The 18,151-nt window shown below is 33.8% G+C and carries 10 protein-coding genes; 2 read left to right on the top strand and 8 right to left on the bottom strand.

Annotation, left to right across the window (positions count from 1 at the left end; all coding sequences use genetic code 11):
• Positions 1-111: 111 nt before the first annotated feature.
• The gene (locus tag VOI54_RS17325; protein WP_326284510.1) at positions 112-1,350 is read left to right on the top strand and encodes a site-specific integrase; all 1,239 of its coding nucleotides are present in this window, start codon (positions 112-114) and stop codon (positions 1,348-1,350) included.
• Here the strand turns inward: VOI54_RS17325 and VOI54_RS17330 are convergent.
• From VOI54_RS17330 to VOI54_RS17365, 8 genes are all read right to left on the bottom strand, one after another.
• Complete coding sequence (locus VOI54_RS17330) at positions 1,343-2,056, bottom strand: DUF4138 domain-containing protein (RefSeq protein ID WP_326284511.1); 714 nt, start codon at positions 2,054-2,056, stop codon at positions 1,343-1,345. The two genes, VOI54_RS17325 and VOI54_RS17330, sit on opposite strands and share 8 nt — an antisense overlap.
• Positions 2,057-3,101: 1,045 nt before the next feature.
• Positions 3,102-4,616 (bottom strand): sulfatase family protein, encoded by a 1,515-nt coding sequence (locus VOI54_RS17335; RefSeq protein WP_326284513.1) that lies wholly within the window; start codon positions 4,614-4,616, stop codon positions 3,102-3,104.
• Positions 4,616-6,109: a sulfatase family protein gene (locus VOI54_RS17340; protein WP_326284514.1), complete on the bottom strand. Its 1,494-nt coding sequence runs from the start codon at positions 6,107-6,109 to the stop codon at positions 4,616-4,618. The genes VOI54_RS17335 and VOI54_RS17340 overlap by 1 nt, the downstream gene beginning before the upstream one ends.
• A gap of 45 nt (positions 6,110-6,154) precedes the next feature.
• Positions 6,155-8,566, bottom strand: a complete 2,412-nt coding sequence (locus VOI54_RS17345; protein WP_326284516.1) for a glycoside hydrolase family 95 protein — start codon at positions 8,564-8,566, stop codon at positions 6,155-6,157.
• Between the two features lie 20 nt (positions 8,567-8,586).
• On the bottom strand, positions 8,587-10,530 hold the full coding sequence (locus VOI54_RS17350) for a chondroitinase-B domain-containing protein (RefSeq protein WP_326284517.1): 1,944 nt from the start codon (positions 10,528-10,530) through the stop codon (positions 8,587-8,589).
• A gap of 15 nt (positions 10,531-10,545) precedes the next feature.
• Positions 10,546-12,486, bottom strand: a complete 1,941-nt coding sequence (locus VOI54_RS17355) for a chondroitinase-B domain-containing protein (protein ID WP_326284519.1) — start codon at positions 12,484-12,486, stop codon at positions 10,546-10,548.
• Between the two features lie 134 nt (positions 12,487-12,620).
• On the bottom strand, positions 12,621-13,928 hold the full coding sequence (locus tag VOI54_RS17360) for an alpha-L-fucosidase (protein WP_326284522.1): 1,308 nt from the start codon (positions 13,926-13,928) through the stop codon (positions 12,621-12,623).
• 92 nt (positions 13,929-14,020) lie between these two features.
• Positions 14,021-16,426 carry a polysaccharide lyase family 8 super-sandwich domain-containing protein gene (locus VOI54_RS17365; protein WP_326284523.1) on the bottom strand — a complete coding sequence of 802 codons (2,406 nt, stop codon included), beginning with the start codon at positions 16,424-16,426 and terminating at the stop codon, positions 14,021-14,023.
• 189 nt (positions 16,427-16,615) lie between these two features.
• Here VOI54_RS17365 and VOI54_RS17370 point away from each other — a divergent pair, with 189 nt between their 5' ends.
• Positions 16,616-18,109, top strand: coding sequence for a sulfatase (locus tag VOI54_RS17370; protein ID WP_326284525.1), 1,494 nt, complete (start codon positions 16,616-16,618; stop codon positions 18,107-18,109).
• Positions 18,110-18,151: the final 42 nt, after the last annotated feature.

Here is an 18,151-nt window from a genome sequence, read left to right on the forward strand (position 1 = left end):
CCTCTTCAACTGACCCCTAATAAGTTCAAAAACGCTATAAATAAAGGCTTTACAATAATTATTTTTTATTTTATTTTTTGTAATTTGAGAGAGAAATACACAAGAAATACTATGAATAATTCATTTTCATTACTTTTTTATATTAAAAAGTGTAAAGCAGATACTAATGGTAAAGCAAATATCTACCTCAGAATAACTCTAAATGGGCAACGAGCAGAATTAAGTATCAGGCGTAAAGTATTGATTGATAAATGGAATTCTAATATGAACATGGCTCGAGGTAACTCAGATGAATCCCAAGAAATAAATAGATATATAAGCACAATCAAGAACAAGATATACTCTATTGAACAACAATATACCTCAGAAAACAAACCTGTTACTGCAATTTTACTTAGAGACTCTTATTTAGGCAAAAATTCAGATAGGAGAATGCTTTTAGAAATTTTTGAAGAACACAATGTAAAGGTAAATAAGCTTATTGGCAAGGACTTTGCTGCGGGCACAGCTGAACGCTATAGAACAGCAAAAAAGCACGTAAGCGAATATATCGTAAAAGAATACAAGGTTAATGATATTCCGGTAAAACAAGTAGATCTTAAATTCATCTCTGGTTTCGAATACTATTTAAAAACTACTAGAAACTGTGGACACAATACAGCCGTTAAATATATTACTAATTTCAAAAAAATTATTCGTATTGCTTTTGCGAACGATTGGATTGACAAAGACCCGTTTTTTCACTGGAAAGCAAAACTCAAAGTAGTCGACAGAGAGTTCTTAACAGAAGAAGAAATTCAAAAAATGGTAGAAAAGAAATTACATACTGAGCGCTTAGATCAAGTAAAAGACATTTTTATATTTTCTTGTTTTACAGGATTAGCATATGCTGATGTAAAAAAACTTTCCAAAGATGATATAGTTATAGGTATCGATGGTGATAGATGGATTAAAATTAAAAGAACTAAAACAGATACTCGTAGTAATATTCCAATACTTCCAACGGCAGACGCTTTAATTGAAAAATATGCTAGCCTGCCTCATTTATTAAACGACAATAAGTTATTGCCAGTACTAAGTAATCAAAAAATGAATGCTTATTTAAAAGAAATAGCTGACTTATGTGGAATCGACAAAAATCTAACCTTCCACTTAGCACGACATACATTTGCTACAACAGTTACTCTTACCAATGGAGTACCTATGGAATCTGTAAGCAAAATGTTGGGTCATAAGTCTTTAAAAACAACCCAGCATTACGCTAAAATATTAGATAGAAAAGTGAGTGATGACATGAAAGCTTTAAGAAATAAATTTCAGCTTGAAAAAGACATTAATAGAGTTATCTAGCCCTTAATTTTGATTTTAACACTATACTCCTACTCCCGTTTAACTCCTGAAACTCTACTTGAAGTTCTTCATTCTTTCCAAGTACAAATTTTGGCAGGACATAGATAAATCGGCTTAAAGATTTTGCCTTAATACATGAAGATATTTTATACCTATAAATAACTTTTTGTTGCAATTTTTGATACGAAGATTTACGCTTTTTGTTACCGTTGACAATGAGAACATTCAAATAGTCCAATTCAAAATTGATTTCAGAATTATTTCTGATTTCAAATTTCATATACACTTCTCCTTTATGGTAAGTAGTTGTTATGAGTTTTAAAGTCACACCTTTCTTTCTCTTAACAGCAATTGACTTAGATTTTGTTTCTAGCAGATAATTGCAAAACTTCTTGTAATAACTCTTTTGAGCTTCAGTCTTACCAGAATTACTAGTTTTTACCTCAGAAATTTTATTCTTTGGCTTTTCATATCCAATACTTTCGGCCTGAGATATGAAATAATTCAATCTTGAAATTGTATCCTTATACTTTAAAATATATGAATATACTAAACCATCATTGGTTATGGTCAACAAATTACTTTCACTTCCAGGAGATCCTTGAAGCAATCCAAAATATTGTTCTTTTTCTAGATAGTTTACAAAATCTCGCACACTACTGCTAAAGTTTTCTCCATGGTGTTGTTTACTGATAGCTATATACATGCTTATCTATTTTTAATACTCTATAAATTTGAGTACTTTCCTAGGTTGGTCCCAAAGTGAGTAAAAAAACATAAACAGTTCGATTTTAAGTCAGTTTCCGTTTTCTTAAATCACTAGCTTCATAAATTTATATATTTATAGCGTAAAATAGAAATATAAGATACTTTCAAATGTGAAGTTTTGATATTAAAATTTATGGTTTTTGGAAATGTTGCTAAAAGGAACATCAGATTTTTAAATATTCCTTTTGGCAATTTAATTAGTACCGTTTTAAATGTCATGGTTCTGAATCAGTAGAGTGGATTACAAACATGTTGTTACCAATTTGATCAAACTAGGAATTCGTTTAATTTGTATCAAAGGTTCTCTTTGAGTAGTCAATCCTATTTTACTCCAAAATTTTTGAAAATGTTTGCTAAATTTATCATGGTGTGCCGATGTAACCATTTTTAAAACTGCCGATGAAATGAAATACTATATACATATTTTATGGATCATTTCTCCAAAAAAGTTTTAAGGTATCGTATTTAAAAAAGTAGCTCTGGTGGGACTATTAGGAGTTTATTACAAAATGCTTATACAACACATAAACCCACCAATACCATGTTTCTTACAGATGGGGTTCAGAAAATGTGAATAATAATGTCTCCTCATCAATAGCGTCTTTTAATAGTACTATTGTCCATAGAATAACGCAGAACGATGTATCATTTTCTAATTCTATGATTGAAGCTTTTAATAAAGTATTAAAATACCAATTTCTTTACCCTAAACATATTGTCACGAAAAAACAATTAGAAATAATAATGACTAAGGTTATACCAATGTAAAATAATAACAGATCAAAATAGTGTTTGGGTGGGAATACGCATTCTGAAACTTTTAGCAATATGCCTATTAATTTAAGCAATCACACTGCCGGGTTTAAAAGTCAACAAATAATTAGATTAGTCCAAAACAAAAACAATTCATGTAAAAAATGCTTATAATACGTTTATGCATTTAACTCAAAAAAAGGAAAGCAATTTTTGTTACTTTACTTTTTTTATAAAACTTTAATATAATCTTTCAATTCCTCTTGCTTTAGCCTTATTTGTTGCATAAGTTTTTTGGTGATTTTTTTATAGCCTTTTTTACCATATAAATTCTCCTTTTCCAGAGAGTCTTTATTTAAATCAAAAAGTTGATATTCATCTGCTTCTGGATAAATGATTAACTTATAATCTTTAGAACGTATCATTCTTTGTAAGCCTTTGTATGCTCCAAAAATATATTCCTCACCTTTGGCCTCTTCTGTCGTATCTGTAAGAAGATTAGCAATACTTTTAAATTCAACCGTTGATGGAATTTTAATTTTTGAAAGCTCACAGGTCGTAGCAAACATACTTTGTAAATATACCATTTCGGCTACTTTTTTACCTTTACGTAATCCAGGGCCGGAAATTAGCAAAGGCATTCTTACACTATGATCATACTGATTTTGTTTTCCCATTAGTCCATGTTGTCCTACCGCTAATCCATGATCTGAAGTTAAAATAACATAGGTGTTTTCTTTTTTTCCTGAAGCTTCCAATGCTTCCAATATACGCCCTAATTCATGGTCAAAATGCGAAATAATAGCATAGTATTCACTGCGATGTAATTGCACTGCCTCTTTACTTCTTGGAAAAGGTGCCAAAAGTTCATCCCTTCCCTTACTATCACCTTGATCAAAAGGGTGTTCAAGCAGATAGTTTTCCGGAATTTTAATACTGTTGGTAGGATACATATCCACATACTTTTGAGGCGACTGCCGCGGGTCATGAGGCGCATTAAAAGCTACATACATGAAAAATGGTTTTTTGATTTCCTTACCTCTAGTGAGTAAATAGTTAATAGCATTATTTGCATACAATTCTGTTGTATGCTCTTTTGCTATATACGGACTACCAATTACCGCTTCCCCTTTTTCATTATAAATAAGATCTTTAACTTGGGGGGTCCAATGTCCAGCAAACTCTTTCTTTGTTGGTCGCCATTCAGAATCATGAATGTTTCCGCGGTTATAACCTGGTTCTTTACTACCATGCGTATCATAAGTTTCGTACATTCCCTGACCAATACTTTCTGCGATATCGAATCCTTTTAGTGCCGCATAATCAGTATTATGCCATTTTCCTGTCAAATATGTTTCATAGCCATTCTTCTGTAAAACTTCACTCCATAATGGCACCTCTGTTTCCTCAACTCCTTCTATTTGAGCCCATTTCTCTAAATAAGACTTATTTTTACCTGCTCGAAATACCGTCTGCCCTGTAATTAGCATAGAACGACTCGCTACGCATACAGCAACAGACCAAGACCCTTGATTAAACGCATGCGTAAACGTAACACCTTCATCTACTAAACGGTCCATATTTGGAGTATAGATTTCAGAATTATTTAGAGCATGGATAGACTCATAAGTTTGGTCATCAGTAAAAATAAAAAGGTAATTGGGTTTCTCTGTTTCCTGAGCCTTAACAAGGTTTAAAAATAGCATCCCTACTAATAATACTAAAGTTCTATTTCTTATTTTCATTATTTTTTTTCTTTCTTTAAATTAAACATATATGGATTTACCCAAGATTGTCCCAATTTATCAAACGAAACTGTTCCGTATTCTTTTCCTTCAAAACTCTTTTTACAAGATTGTAAAAATTTATCCATATCACCTTTTATTACTTTAAACTTGTTATCTTTTTGTAAAGGGAATTCTTCAAACGGATCATTTGCAATATTATAATATTCTAACTTTTCACCTCTAACATACACTTTCATCTCATTAGTAGTATAACTGATTTGATTTAGGTAACTAAAACCAATAGGTTTTTCGCGTTTTTTCTGACTTCCTTCTAATACAGGGATTAAATCAATACCATCTAAAACATAGGGCAATTTCGATGCATCAATATCCAGAACAGTTGCTATTGTAGGAAGATAATCTGATGTAACCGCTGGAAAATCGGTCTTAAAAGGTTTCTTTATTTTGTTTGGCCAAACTAAAAGTCCGGGAACACGTACACCTCCTTCATGAAGACTACGTTTACGTTCTTTAAAGCCTCCAGTAACACCTGAATTTCCATTTTCAGGACCATTATCACTACAAAACCAAATCATAGTATTCTCATCAACTCCAAGTGTTTTTAAGTGTTTACGTAACCTTCCTATTTGATCATCCATGGCAGTAATACTTCCTGCATAGTTTTGCATTAATGGGTCTTGACCTGCGTACATTTTCTGGTATTCTGGTCCAGCTACACAAGGCATATGAGGCGTGTGAAACCAAACTACTGCCAAAAAGGGTTGTTTTTGTTCTACGCTTTTATCAATAAAAGGTAGTACTCTATCCATCATTACCTGGCTATCGTCTCCATCTAAATTCTTAGTTATTTTATTACCATCAATATCCCAATAGTAAGTACCATAAGCTTTAAAAGGTTCTCCCGGTTTTAAATAATCCCATCCTTTTTTTGTTAGATTCTTCCTAATTGGTTTTTTCATCGGATCCCAAGTAGGTACTTTAGATTCGGTTACAAAAGCATCATCGTAGCCGTGTAATTTTGGAGGGTTGTACTCTTTGGTATTTCCCTGTTTACCTCTATTGGCATCCTTTTCGGTATGCGTTAATGTACCTAAGTGCCATTTTCCAAAATGACCGGTAGCGTAGCCTTCTTCTTTTAATAATTCTGGCAGGGTTACTTCTTCCGAACGAAGAATACCATCGTTGGCATTAAAAACCCCTGTACGCATAGGGTTTCGTCCTGTTAGTACACTAGCTCTGGTAGGTGAACAAACTGCTGACGCCGAATAAAACCGATTAAACTGAACGCCTTCCCTAGCCATCTCGTCCAAATGAGGGGTTTTTATTATTTTATTACCATTAAATCCGGTATCTCCCCATCCTAAATCATCTGCCATTATCAGAATAACATTTGGTTTTTTAACTGCCTCTGCAACAGTTGCTTTTTTATTCTGACATCCCAAAGTCATTACTCCTCCAAGTAAAATTACGACAAAGCTGTATATTTTCATCTGTTTATTTTTAAAGTATTATTATTTTTACGATAAATTTTTAGTCTATTTTATTTTTTGAAGGGTTTTGCTTAGCGTAATCTCCTCCCCTTTAGTCATTTCAAAGGTTTTATAAATATCTAAATAACGAAGATTACAAATACCACCTCTTTTAGATATGATTGTAGTAGAAACCAATTGACCTTCTTGCCACTCCATGTTTACTTCAAAACCTCCACGAGCTACTAACCCCTTTACTGAACCATTTTTTAGTTTTTTCGGTAATGCCGGTAATAGGTGTATTACTCCAACATGCGATTGCAATAGCATTTCTGCCATACCTGCCGTACCTCCAAAATTACCGTCAATTTGAAATGGTGGATGGTTATCTAATAAATTGGGTAAAGTTGATTTGGAAAGTAAAAGGTTTATATTCTCAAAGACTTTTTCAGCATCAAACAAACGTGCATAAAAGTTAATCATCCATGCACGACTCCATCCCGTATGTCCACCGCCATGTTTTAATCTTTCTTTCAAGACTTTCTTTGATGCTTCTAAAAATTCCGGGGTATCTTTCCAATTAAACTGATTGGATGGGTAAAGTCCATATAAGTGTGAAATATGGCGATGTCCCGGATAGGCTTCCGGAAATTCCTGCGACCATTCCATAATACGTCCGTCTAAACCAATTTTTACTTTCTCCATTTGCTCTAAACGCTTTAGCAATGTATTTCTGAATTTCAAATCCTTGTTCAGTACTTTTGAAGCTTCTATTGTTGTATTGAATAAGTGCCATGCTATCTGTAAATCCATAGAAGGCCCCATATCTACACTTACTGTATTTCCTTGTTCATCAAAATAGCTATTTTCAGGTGACATTGAAGGTCCTGTTACATACTTTCCCGTTTTTGGGTGTTTTACCATAAAATCTAACACAAATAAACTCGCCTCTTTCATCACATCGTAGCCTAATTCTTCCAGCATGGTTTTATTGCCTGTAAACAAATAATCTTCCCAATAATGTGTAGATGCCCAGGCAGCACCAAACGGCCACATACCATACTGGGGTTTACCAAACAAGGTCGTCATATGCCAGGCATCTGTGGTATGATGGGCACAAAAGCCTCGGGCATTGTAATTTTCTTTAGCACTTATTCGTCCGCGTTCTCTTAAACGTGAGACAAATTGCAAAAACGGTTCGTGACATTCAGATAAATTAGTCACTCCTGTAGGCCAGTTATTCATCTGAATATTGATGTTGATATGGTAATCGGAATTCCAAATAGGTGACAAACCTTCACACCAAATACCTTGTAAATTAGATGGTAAACTTCCTGGACGCGATGTGCTTATTAACAGGTAACGCCCATATTGAAAATAAAGCGATAAGAGTGCCGGATCAAAAGCACCTCTTTTATGAGCGTTTAATCTTTGATTTGTTGGTAAATACACCAATTCATTGCTTCCTAAATCTAAATCTACCCTATTAAATAATGCTTGATAGTCTTTTACATGGGCATTTAGTAATTGATTATAGGTTTTATTTTTAGTCATTCTTTGGTTCTTTAAACTCAATTCAGTAGGATTATCTCCTCTGTAATCTGTTCCACATACCAGACGTAATTCAAGTTCATCACATCCAATCGCTCTTAACTTATTCCCTATAACTTTTACGGCACCTCCTTTATGAAGAATTTGTAAGCGAGCTTCAAATTTCACACCACTTTCATTTTCAATATGCTCATACATTATAATCTCATCATCTTCTAATACAATGGCTCCTCTTCCCGAAGGCATAAATGTTGCATCTTCTCCTGAAGTTTCTTTATCAGCACTTATAACATTGTTTAATTCTTCACGGGTTAACACAAATTCACAAGAAATGGCTTTCTTCTTATTCGCCGTAAAACGTGCTACTAAGGTCTTATCAGCTGCCGATGAAAAATAGGTTCTTTTATAATTTACCTTATTTGACCTGAAAGTCACATTCACCAAGGCACTGTCTAAAGACAATTCTCTTTTATAATTGGCTACTTTATCAATTCCAAAAAACGTTAGGTTTAAATCTCCTAATTCCTGATAGGTATTAGTTCCTGAAGGCATTCGTTTGTTCAAAATCATATCGGCTACCAGATCATTAGCTTCTTTATATTTACCTTGAAACAATAGTGATCGTGCTTGCTTTACATATTTATAAGTTCCCTGTTTTTCCTCAACATCTCCTTGTTTTGCCCAAATAGTCTCCTCATTAAGTTGTAAACGTTCATTAACAGGATTTCCAAAAATCATAGCACCTAACCTTCCATTACCTATCGGAAGCGCTCCGTTCCAGTTTTCAGCAGGTTCATCAAACCATAATTTTTGTTCTTTCTGTGCAAATGACACAGATGATATACCAATACCAAGTAAAATTATTGCTATTAGTTTCTTAATATTTATCATATTGTATGGATAATTATCCGTTAAATTTATTTGCATCTTCTATTGTTATTCAATGGTTAGTTTATTTCACAATATCTGATTTCAGGTCCAATTTTAGAAAGGACTCCTTTTAACCATTCTGGACCAACATCATCATAATCCAGAGGTCGATTATCGTTTGAATATTCTCCAAAACCAGAAAGGTTTATATTTAAAACTCCTGGTAGCAACCGTCCCTGGTGTTTTACCGGCACCAGTTTCCCCTCGCACAAGTCTGAAATACTATATGGAAAGGTTGGAATATCCTTTATCTTTAGCTTTTCTCGTTTTACATTTGGGTTTACATATAAACCTGCTTTATTCTTTTTAAGCTCGGATAATTTCATATGCTCAACACCAGGCAGGTCAACCGGCTCATTTGTTAATTCACTCTCCTCAATAGTTTTAAGTTGCACTGGAGTCATCAAATGCCATTGTGGATTGGTTTTGTAGTGTTTAGCCAAAGTAGCATCTCCTACTGCATAATTTCCAATCCAATCATTCTCATCAATCATTTCTCCATATAAATATTGAATGTGATAAGCATCTACCGCCTTACTACTCGTATTTATAAATGTATTTCCTTTAAAAAGGTTACCATAAATGGTTGCATATGCATATTCAACTCCTTTAGAACTTGTTTTTAATTGAAATCTTCGGTCTTTACTACTTCTTAAATTGATTGCACTAGCATAAGGGCTCCAGGCCTCAAAGGTATTGTAAGCAATTACTCCGTGGACAAATGAATCATGCCCGGTACCAATACCTTCACGCCCGGAAGTCATTGCCAAACCTGCATTTTTATTAACTCTAAAATAATTACCAACAACGGTATGCAATTGTCCCCAACCTACAATTTGTCCTGCCCCTCCTTCTTTAAAAGGTGCTTCAGACATAAAGTAGTTGTCAATAATTACTTCTTGCGATCCAGCACGCAAACTAAGTTGACCTCTATCGTTGTAAAAAGTATTATTGTAATATATGTTCTGGCCTACTTTACTGCATACTCGTTCTGTATCTCCTTTACGATTTCCTTCAACCAGATTCCCATCAAAAACCACACTTCCGTATGCATAGTATTTTTTACGATATTTTTGGGGAATTAGTGCAATTACCTCTTGCCATGATTCGAAATTCTTTTTATATTTTTCTTCTATAATGTTTAATTCTTTTTTTGCATTACTGTATTTTTTGAAATTAGCAAAAAAGTTAATTTCTCTTAAATCGAATTTTTCGCCATAGTGCCCCCACCTTGAGATGGAACCTCCGTAAATTCCAAAGTAATTGTTATCTACACGAGCATACATGGGTTGCCCCGCATCTGCAATGGCATCCGGGTAATTTTTTAATATATCGACATAGTCGTTGTCTTTTTCAAAAAACCGCGCACGTTTCTCGTTATGTTTAAACAATACGTGACTGGGAAATGTATTATTGATACCTAGAAACTGTCCATCAATAATTCTTTTATCTGAAACAAAACTGCAATGATCAATTCGAGTATATTGAGGAAAGCCATTAGGCCCAAACTCAGCAGAGATATAACGCCCTTTCCCAACGTCTTCCGGATAGAAATTATGAAAGGCACATTCAGTGATACGAACATAATCTCCATATATCACAATCACATTATATTGAGCAGGATGTGTGATGGTATATAGCTCGTCGGTATGCTGACCATCTTTAAAAAATAAGCCTTTTATAATCCAATGTCTTCCATACACATAGAATCCTGATTTACCGGTAAAAACTGCCTTGCCCGGATGCTTTGCTTCAATGATTATTGGTTGTTCTTTGGTTCCGTTGTTTCTTAAGTAATATACCATATCGGCATAATCACCATCCGCTAAGATTATCCTATCTCCAGCTTTTACCTTTGAAATGGTTTCTTTTAATTCTTTTGCTGTACTTACAGGTATATCTGTTGCCATAAGCTGTACTGTAAACAGAACACCTAATAGAATTGATAAACTTTGTTTCATTTATTAACTTTTTAATTAATTTAACCTTTTTTTATTCCTGATATCAGAACCAATTTTAGTTAGTGTTCCCTTTAACCATTTCGGACCAACATCATTATAATCCAATGGGCGGTTTTTATTAAGGCATTCTCCAAAATCTGAGAGATCTAAATCTTCAATACCAGGTAGTAGCTGCCCTTTATATTTAACAGGAACTAGTTTACCTTCACACAAATCTGAAATACTATATGGAAAAGTCGCTAAATCCCTCACCTTTAATTTTTCACGTTTTACATTTGGGTTTATATATAAACTTGCTTCATTCTTAGAAAGCTCTTTGAAATTCATTTTTTCAACACCTGAAAACCCCTCTAATATTTGGTTGGTCATTTCTAGTTCTTCTATTTTTTTCAATTGTTCACGTGGCATCGTATGCCATTTAGGATTAATTCTATAGCGTTTAGCTAAAGGGGCACCCACAGTGTAGTTGTCGACCCAATCATTTTCACCAATCATCTCGTCATACAAGTAATTCCATTGGTAGACATTTTCCTCAATATTGTTATGGATAAAGGTATTTCCTTTAAAAAGATTATCATAAATCGTGGTATAAGCAAATTCCCTATTACTGGATTTTAGATTTTGTCTACGATCATATTTACTTCGCATATCAATGGCGTACGCATCAGGATTGAGAGACTCAAAAGTATTGTAAGCTACTATCCCATGTGCGAATGTATCGTGTCCGGTGTCGCGCCCATCGCGCCCTGAAGTAAGAGCCATACCTGCCCGCTTATTAACCCTAAAATAGTTACCAACCACGGTATGTAATTGCCCCCATGCTACAATTTGTCCGGTAACTGCATCTTGATAAGAATCATCTGATAAAAAATAATTATTAATAACAACTTCTTGAGACCCTCCACGTAAACTTAACTGACCTCGATCATTGTAGAAAGTATTATTGTAATATATGTTTTGCCCAACTTTACTACATACACGCTCTGCATCGCCGTCACGATTTCCTTCAACCAGGTTTCCATCAAAAACAACACCTCCCCATGCACGGTATTTTTTCCTATGCTCTCTTGGAATCAATTCAAGTACTTCGTTCCAAACATAAGCACCCTTACGATATTTTCCTTCTATCAGATTAAGCGATTCTTTGGATTTCTGATATTTCTTAAAATTGCTTATAAAACCACCTTCTCTTAAATCGAAATCGTCACCAAAGTGGCCCCATCTTGAGATAGAGCCTCCATAAATACCAAAGTAATTATGATCAACTCTACAAAACAACGGCTGTCCGGCATCTGCAATAGCATTTGGATAATTTCTTAAAATGTCGGTATAATCATTATCTTTCTCAAAAAACGGCGCACGTTTCTTGTTATGTTTAAACAATAAGTGACTGGGAAATGTATTATTGATTCCTAGAAATTGCCCATTAATAATTCTTTCATCAGAGATAAAACTGCAATGATCAATTCGGGTATATTGAGGAAAGCCGTTAGGCCCAAACTCAGCAGAGATATAGCGCCCTTTCCCAACGTCTCCCGGATAGAAATTATGAAATGCACACTCAGTAATACGAACATAATCACCATATATTACCATCACATTATATTGTGCTGGATGCGTGATGGTGTATAATTCATCGGTATGCATACCATCTTTAAATAATAATCCTTTAATTACCCAATGACTCCCGTAAACATAAAATCCTGATTTTCCAGAAAAAACAGCTTTCCCTAGATTTTTAGCTTCAATAGTTATAGGCTGGGTTTTGGTTCCATTATTTCGTAAGTAATATACCATATCGGAATAATTACCATCTGCTAATAATATTCGATCTCCTGCTTTTACATCTACAATAGTTTCTTTTAATTCTTTTACAGAACCTACTGTTATATCTTTAGCCATTAATGGTATTGAGAACAGAATTCCCAACATTATAATTACATTTTGTTTTTTCATATTTCTACATTCAATTTATCACTTTATGTAATGTTATTAATCATATCCTTTATATTAACTCAAAACAACCAATCATTGCTTTTGTTAAAATATTTTTTTCATTTTTTTAACACGGATATGGTAGTTATACTTGTTTATTCAAACTCGACCTCGATAACAGTTGCAATTTCGTCTGGACAGTGTGCTGGTAGATTTAATCGGAGTTCGATACCCACACGCCAGTTTTCTAATTGTTGTTTAGGCTTACTTAATAAGCGTACACTCTTTACTTTTTTACGCTTCCAATGGTCTAACCTTATATTTAATTCTTTTCTTGGATATTCAAAGATGTGTAAGAACATTTTCTTTTCGCCTTGCACGGTAATTCGACCCCATGGCATCATACCAATAGGGCTAGCACTTGTACCATAAATAGCTTCTCCATTTACTTGCATCCATTGGCCTACTTTTTTTAATACATCGGTGCTACCTTCAGGTATAAGTCCTTCTCCAGTTGGCCCAACATTTAGAGTTAAATTACCACCACGACTTGCTATTTCAATTAAGGTGCGAATAATTTCTCTTGGAGATTTCCAATTATCATCATTCTTTTTATATCCCCAAGTATTATTCATGGTTAACACCGTTTCCCAACAATCGTCTTCTTTTAATGTAGACGTAGGTATGGCAGGTATATTTTGTTCTGGAGTAATATAATCTCCAATAATATTTTTAGGTTTCCCTAGTCTGTCGTTAATTATAATGTTTGGATTCATTTTATATATATAATCGTAAACATCTTTACCCATATCTGCAGTCCACCAAGACTCCCAAAAACCATCAAACCAAACCATTCCTATTTCACCATAATCCCCAGAAAGCAATTCTTTTAATTGGGGTTTCATATAATTTTGCACATAATTACTAAAATCTTGTTTGGAATCTCGATGGCGATAAGAAACATCTTTATGATGCCAATCGATAATAGAATAATACAAACATAATTTTACATCGTGTTTTTTACAGGCAAGTTGAAGTTCTTTAATTATATCCTTTTTATAAGGAGAACTCATTATATCATATTTGGTTACTTTAGAATCAAAAAGACTAAATCCATCATGGTGTTTTGTAGTAATAAGCAGATATTTCATTCCTGCATCTTTAGCAGTTTTTGCCCATTGTTCTGCTTCAAACTTTATTGGGTTAAACTCTTTTACCAATGCTTCATATTTATCTGTAGGTAAATTTGCTCTTTTATATGCCCATTCTCCTATTCCTGGGATTTCTTTTCCTTCGAATTCTCCTGCTAAAATGGAATATAACCCCCAATGAATGAACATTCCAAATTTTGCTTCCTGAAACCATGTAAGGTCTTTTTTTCCTTTTTCCGGATAATGAGGTTTCTGGGCAAAACTTCCTAAGTATATAATGAACACCAATATGGTTATTATCGTTCTTTTCATATGTTTTACATTTATTTCTTTAATGATCATATTCGACTTCACTCAGTTCTACAGGTATGTAATCTTTGATGATCACATCGGTTTCTTTTTCTCTACAAAATTTTAAATTCATAAACCATCGACTCTCCTTCATATCCTCTTTCAGATGATGCCGGGATAGCAATTATAGATTGTTTATTATCTTCTATATAGGCTGCATTTTTTCCTGAAATATTCCCGCTAAATCCTATTTGAAATGCCGCATTACCTGCTAATGTAACATCATTGCTAAGTTTATTCTTGTATGGATTTGATAGGCTTACAATTAATTTGCCTCCTTGTTTTCTCATCGTTCCTATTATTGGGCCAAACGATTCTATTTCTCCAAACTCAGGTATATTAATCTTTCCGGCTTTACGAAAAGCAAATGCAGCGATTTGTTTTTCTTTATCATGTACTAATTGGATAGCTTCTGTATTCTTTACAATAGCATATTTTGAAACAAGCTTTTCATTCATATCATTAAGTGTTACAGATGGAAATGCCATATACTGCGCTTTATCTTTTTCTGGATTTTTACCATGATTGATTGTCAACAAAAATGTATTATGTGAAAATTTTTCTTTATTATTATGTGGCAACACATCTGCAACTTTTCCTGATCTATTTTCTACAAGGAGTTTTATAGTTTTATTCTCTCCTTTCTTAACCGGTATTACATAGCCAATACCATCATGCCATACCCAACTTGTTTTGTTTAACTTGAATGATTTATTATGTGGTAAGTCTTTTTCTTTAAAAATCATTTTCACTCCATTTATATAAGCCACCACATCACCTTTTAATTCCCTATTATCTAAAGAAGTCCAAACTTCTTTATTTTTTCCTGCACTTATGCGTTCAATACTAGTTGTTAATCCAACAACTCCTTCATTAAAAAAGAAAGCAGCTTTTTTAGCTTTTACAGTCCCCACTTTAGTGTTTGCATGCTCCATATCAAAGGCAAAAACCCCAAACTTACCATCTGATGATCCATTACAAAATCCAGAATCTCCATTAGAATTCTTATTCAACAAATCTGTATAGGGTAGCTGTTCGGCTGTTATTCCAGGAAGTGCAGTCCATCTAAGTGCAGGTCTTACGTTCCAATATTCATCACCTCGCTGTAAAATGGCAGTGTGCCCACTAGACAAATGAAAATTCTGATCCCATTCACTAGTTACAGTTTTCTTACTTAAACCTCTATATCCTATATACCAACCAGGTCTTCGGTGTAACATATATTCCCAGTTCCAATACAAAACATTGGCACTTAAAGCTTTATCATGAGTGCCATTTTTCACCCTTTCCCTTAAAGCTATTATCTCGTCATAATAGTTCATGGTATCTTTATCCAATGTCAGAACCTGATCTATTTGCTTTAATAAAGTTTCAGGTTGTACACGTGCTTTCCCTTTCTTTAATTGACAGGCATGTTTGCCCCCTACAATAGCAAGATCAAACCATTCTTTATTATATATTACGTACTGCCACTTTTTAATTAATTGCTCTTCGTAAGTTTTGTAGTGTACTTTTTTAAATTCTACCGGCGTTCCTTCAAGAAGTTTTAATAATGTAACACTTCCTTCGTAATCTCCATGGCCATATGGTAAACAGTAAGGTTGTTTATTATGATGCCAAAAACCTCCATCAGTAAGTGTACCCATTCCTCCGGCATAATCATTTCCGGGATCGTATTCAAAACCATCATAAAAATGGTATTTCATTTGATTTAAAGCCATTATACCATATAACTTATATTTAACAAGGTAATGAACAATTATCTGGTTAAACCTACTTTGCCAATTCACACCCCTGTTTTGAGCTCCAACCGCAGGTTCTATTAAATGATCTGTATAATCTGAAATACGGGTCATCAATTCTCTTAGTACATAATTCCCTTGTTTTTTTTCCTTATAATATAAAGGCAAAAGATTCATTAAGGTACGATCCAATTCTGCCAATATGGGAGTTCCTAACCTCTTTGCTTCATATACTCCAAAACGCATAGTTACACGCCAATAAGGTCTTTCAGGCACATAATTATTCATATACCATGTTAATCCGTTTATTACACGTTTACTTAACAGATTGTTTTTCATGCCCTCTTGTCTCCATTTACAACTCAAAGCGTATAGTTTTCTTAAAAAGCGATGATGCTCCATATACTTATCAGCTTCGATATTATCAGGGTGCGGAAGGATTTTGCTTTTTAACACTTCAGGATTAACATCTACTTTTTCAAGTCCAGATTTATAACTTCCATCATCATTAATATCTTCAAGAATTTTATTATAATCAATATTTATTAATACTGATTCTGGATTTTTCCCTGTAGTTCTGACTAAAAAAGGTTCTCCTTCAATACATTTATTAGCTACTTCTTCAAATAACCTTTCTAGTTTTTCCAACTCAGCAGTTTGCGCCATCGAGCTTCCTGTTATTAAAAAAACTAATACAACTAATTTTAAACACTTCATAATTTTATTTATCCTTTTGGTTTGTTGGAAAACCAATTTTCTTATTTACAAAACTAAGTACAGTACAAATAACTTCTTTTGATTACTACTAAAGTTTTAAAAAACATTCATTTTATACCAATATTCATTCATTCTATAAAATCTATATTTCTTTTATGTACATTGTGTTCTCATCCATTATAATATAAAATGAAACGAATACCTTTACTTATTATCGTATGTTTATTGGTCATATCATGTGACAAAAAAGAAAACTCTAAAACCATACCAGAGAAACCTAATATTCTTTTTATTTCCATAGATGATTTAAATAATTGGCCTGGTTTTTTAGGTAATTCCCCAAATGCTCATACTCCAAATATGGATAAACTTGCCGCCAGTGGCATGGCTTTTAAAAATGCGCATTGTCAAGCTCCAATATGCGCTCCGTCAAGAACATCGGTCTTTACAGGATTACATCCTCACACCACAGGCTTATATTACCAGTTTAATGATAAGGATATTAGAAATAGTAGTGAAGCTGCAAAAAATAGCATATTCATGCCAGACTATTTTGAAAAATATGGTTATAAAACATTAGGTGTTGGTAAAATATTTCATAATGGTGATAAACTGTCTGTATTTGAAGAGCATGGTGATGTTTTCCCTAAAATGAGTTTTGGTCCATACCTTGAGAAGCGTGCAAACTACGACTGTAGATGGTTTTCAGATATACGAAGAACAGGTACCGATTGGGGCCCTATGGAGTTACCGGATTCTGACATGTCTGATTATAAAATAGCTGATTGGACCGTTAAAAAATTAAAAGAAGATCATGATAAACCATTCTTTATGGCTGTTGGGTTTATTCGACCACACACACCATGGTATGTCCCTCAAAAATGGTTTGATATGTTTGATCTGGATTCTATTGAAACACCTCCTTACTTATCTAATGATTTAGACGATGTTCCTGAAATATCACGACAAATGCATGATATGCCAGCAATGCCCAGAACAGAATGGCTAATCAAAGAAGATAAATGGAAAAACATGGTAAGAGCATATCTTGCCAGTATGGCATTTGTTGATTACCAATTAGGAAAAGTACTTACTGCCCTTGAAGAAAGTAAATACAAAGATAACACCATAATTGTTTTATGGTCTGACCATGGTTACCATTTAGGAGAAAAAGGCCGTACATGCAAACATTCTCTTTGGAGGCCAGCCACCAATGTACCACTGGTTTTTGCCGGTCCTAACATAAAAAAAAGCAGTACCACAAATCAAGCTGTGGGGCTTATAGACCTTTATCCTACTTTACTAGAAATGTGCAATTTACCCAAAAACACTACCAATGAAGGACATAGCATAGTGCCCCTTATTAATAATCCTGAACAAAACTGGGAATACCCCGCGATAACTTCTTATGGACACAAAAATGTTTCTTTATATAAAGATGCTTATCACTTTATCCATTATACCGATGGTAGTGGAGAGTTATATAATATTGAAGACGATCCCAATGAATGGAAGAACCTTTATAATGACCTTGCTTACTCTGAAGTTATAACTGATTTTAAAGCATTATTACCTAAAACCTATGCACCTATGGCTCCATCAAACAAGATAAATGCGAATCCGTTAATTGATAAAATACTTTTAGAATTTGGTATAGACACACCAACTGCAAAAAAGAATTAATTTGACTAACTCCTTATAATCCTTATAGTTTTTTTAATTAAG

Origin of the sequence: Alterotamlana spongicola (genome assembly GCF_035818475.1) — a bacterium.
In the GTDB taxonomy this organism is placed as follows: Bacteria; Bacteroidota; Bacteroidia; order Flavobacteriales; family Flavobacteriaceae; genus Cognatitamlana.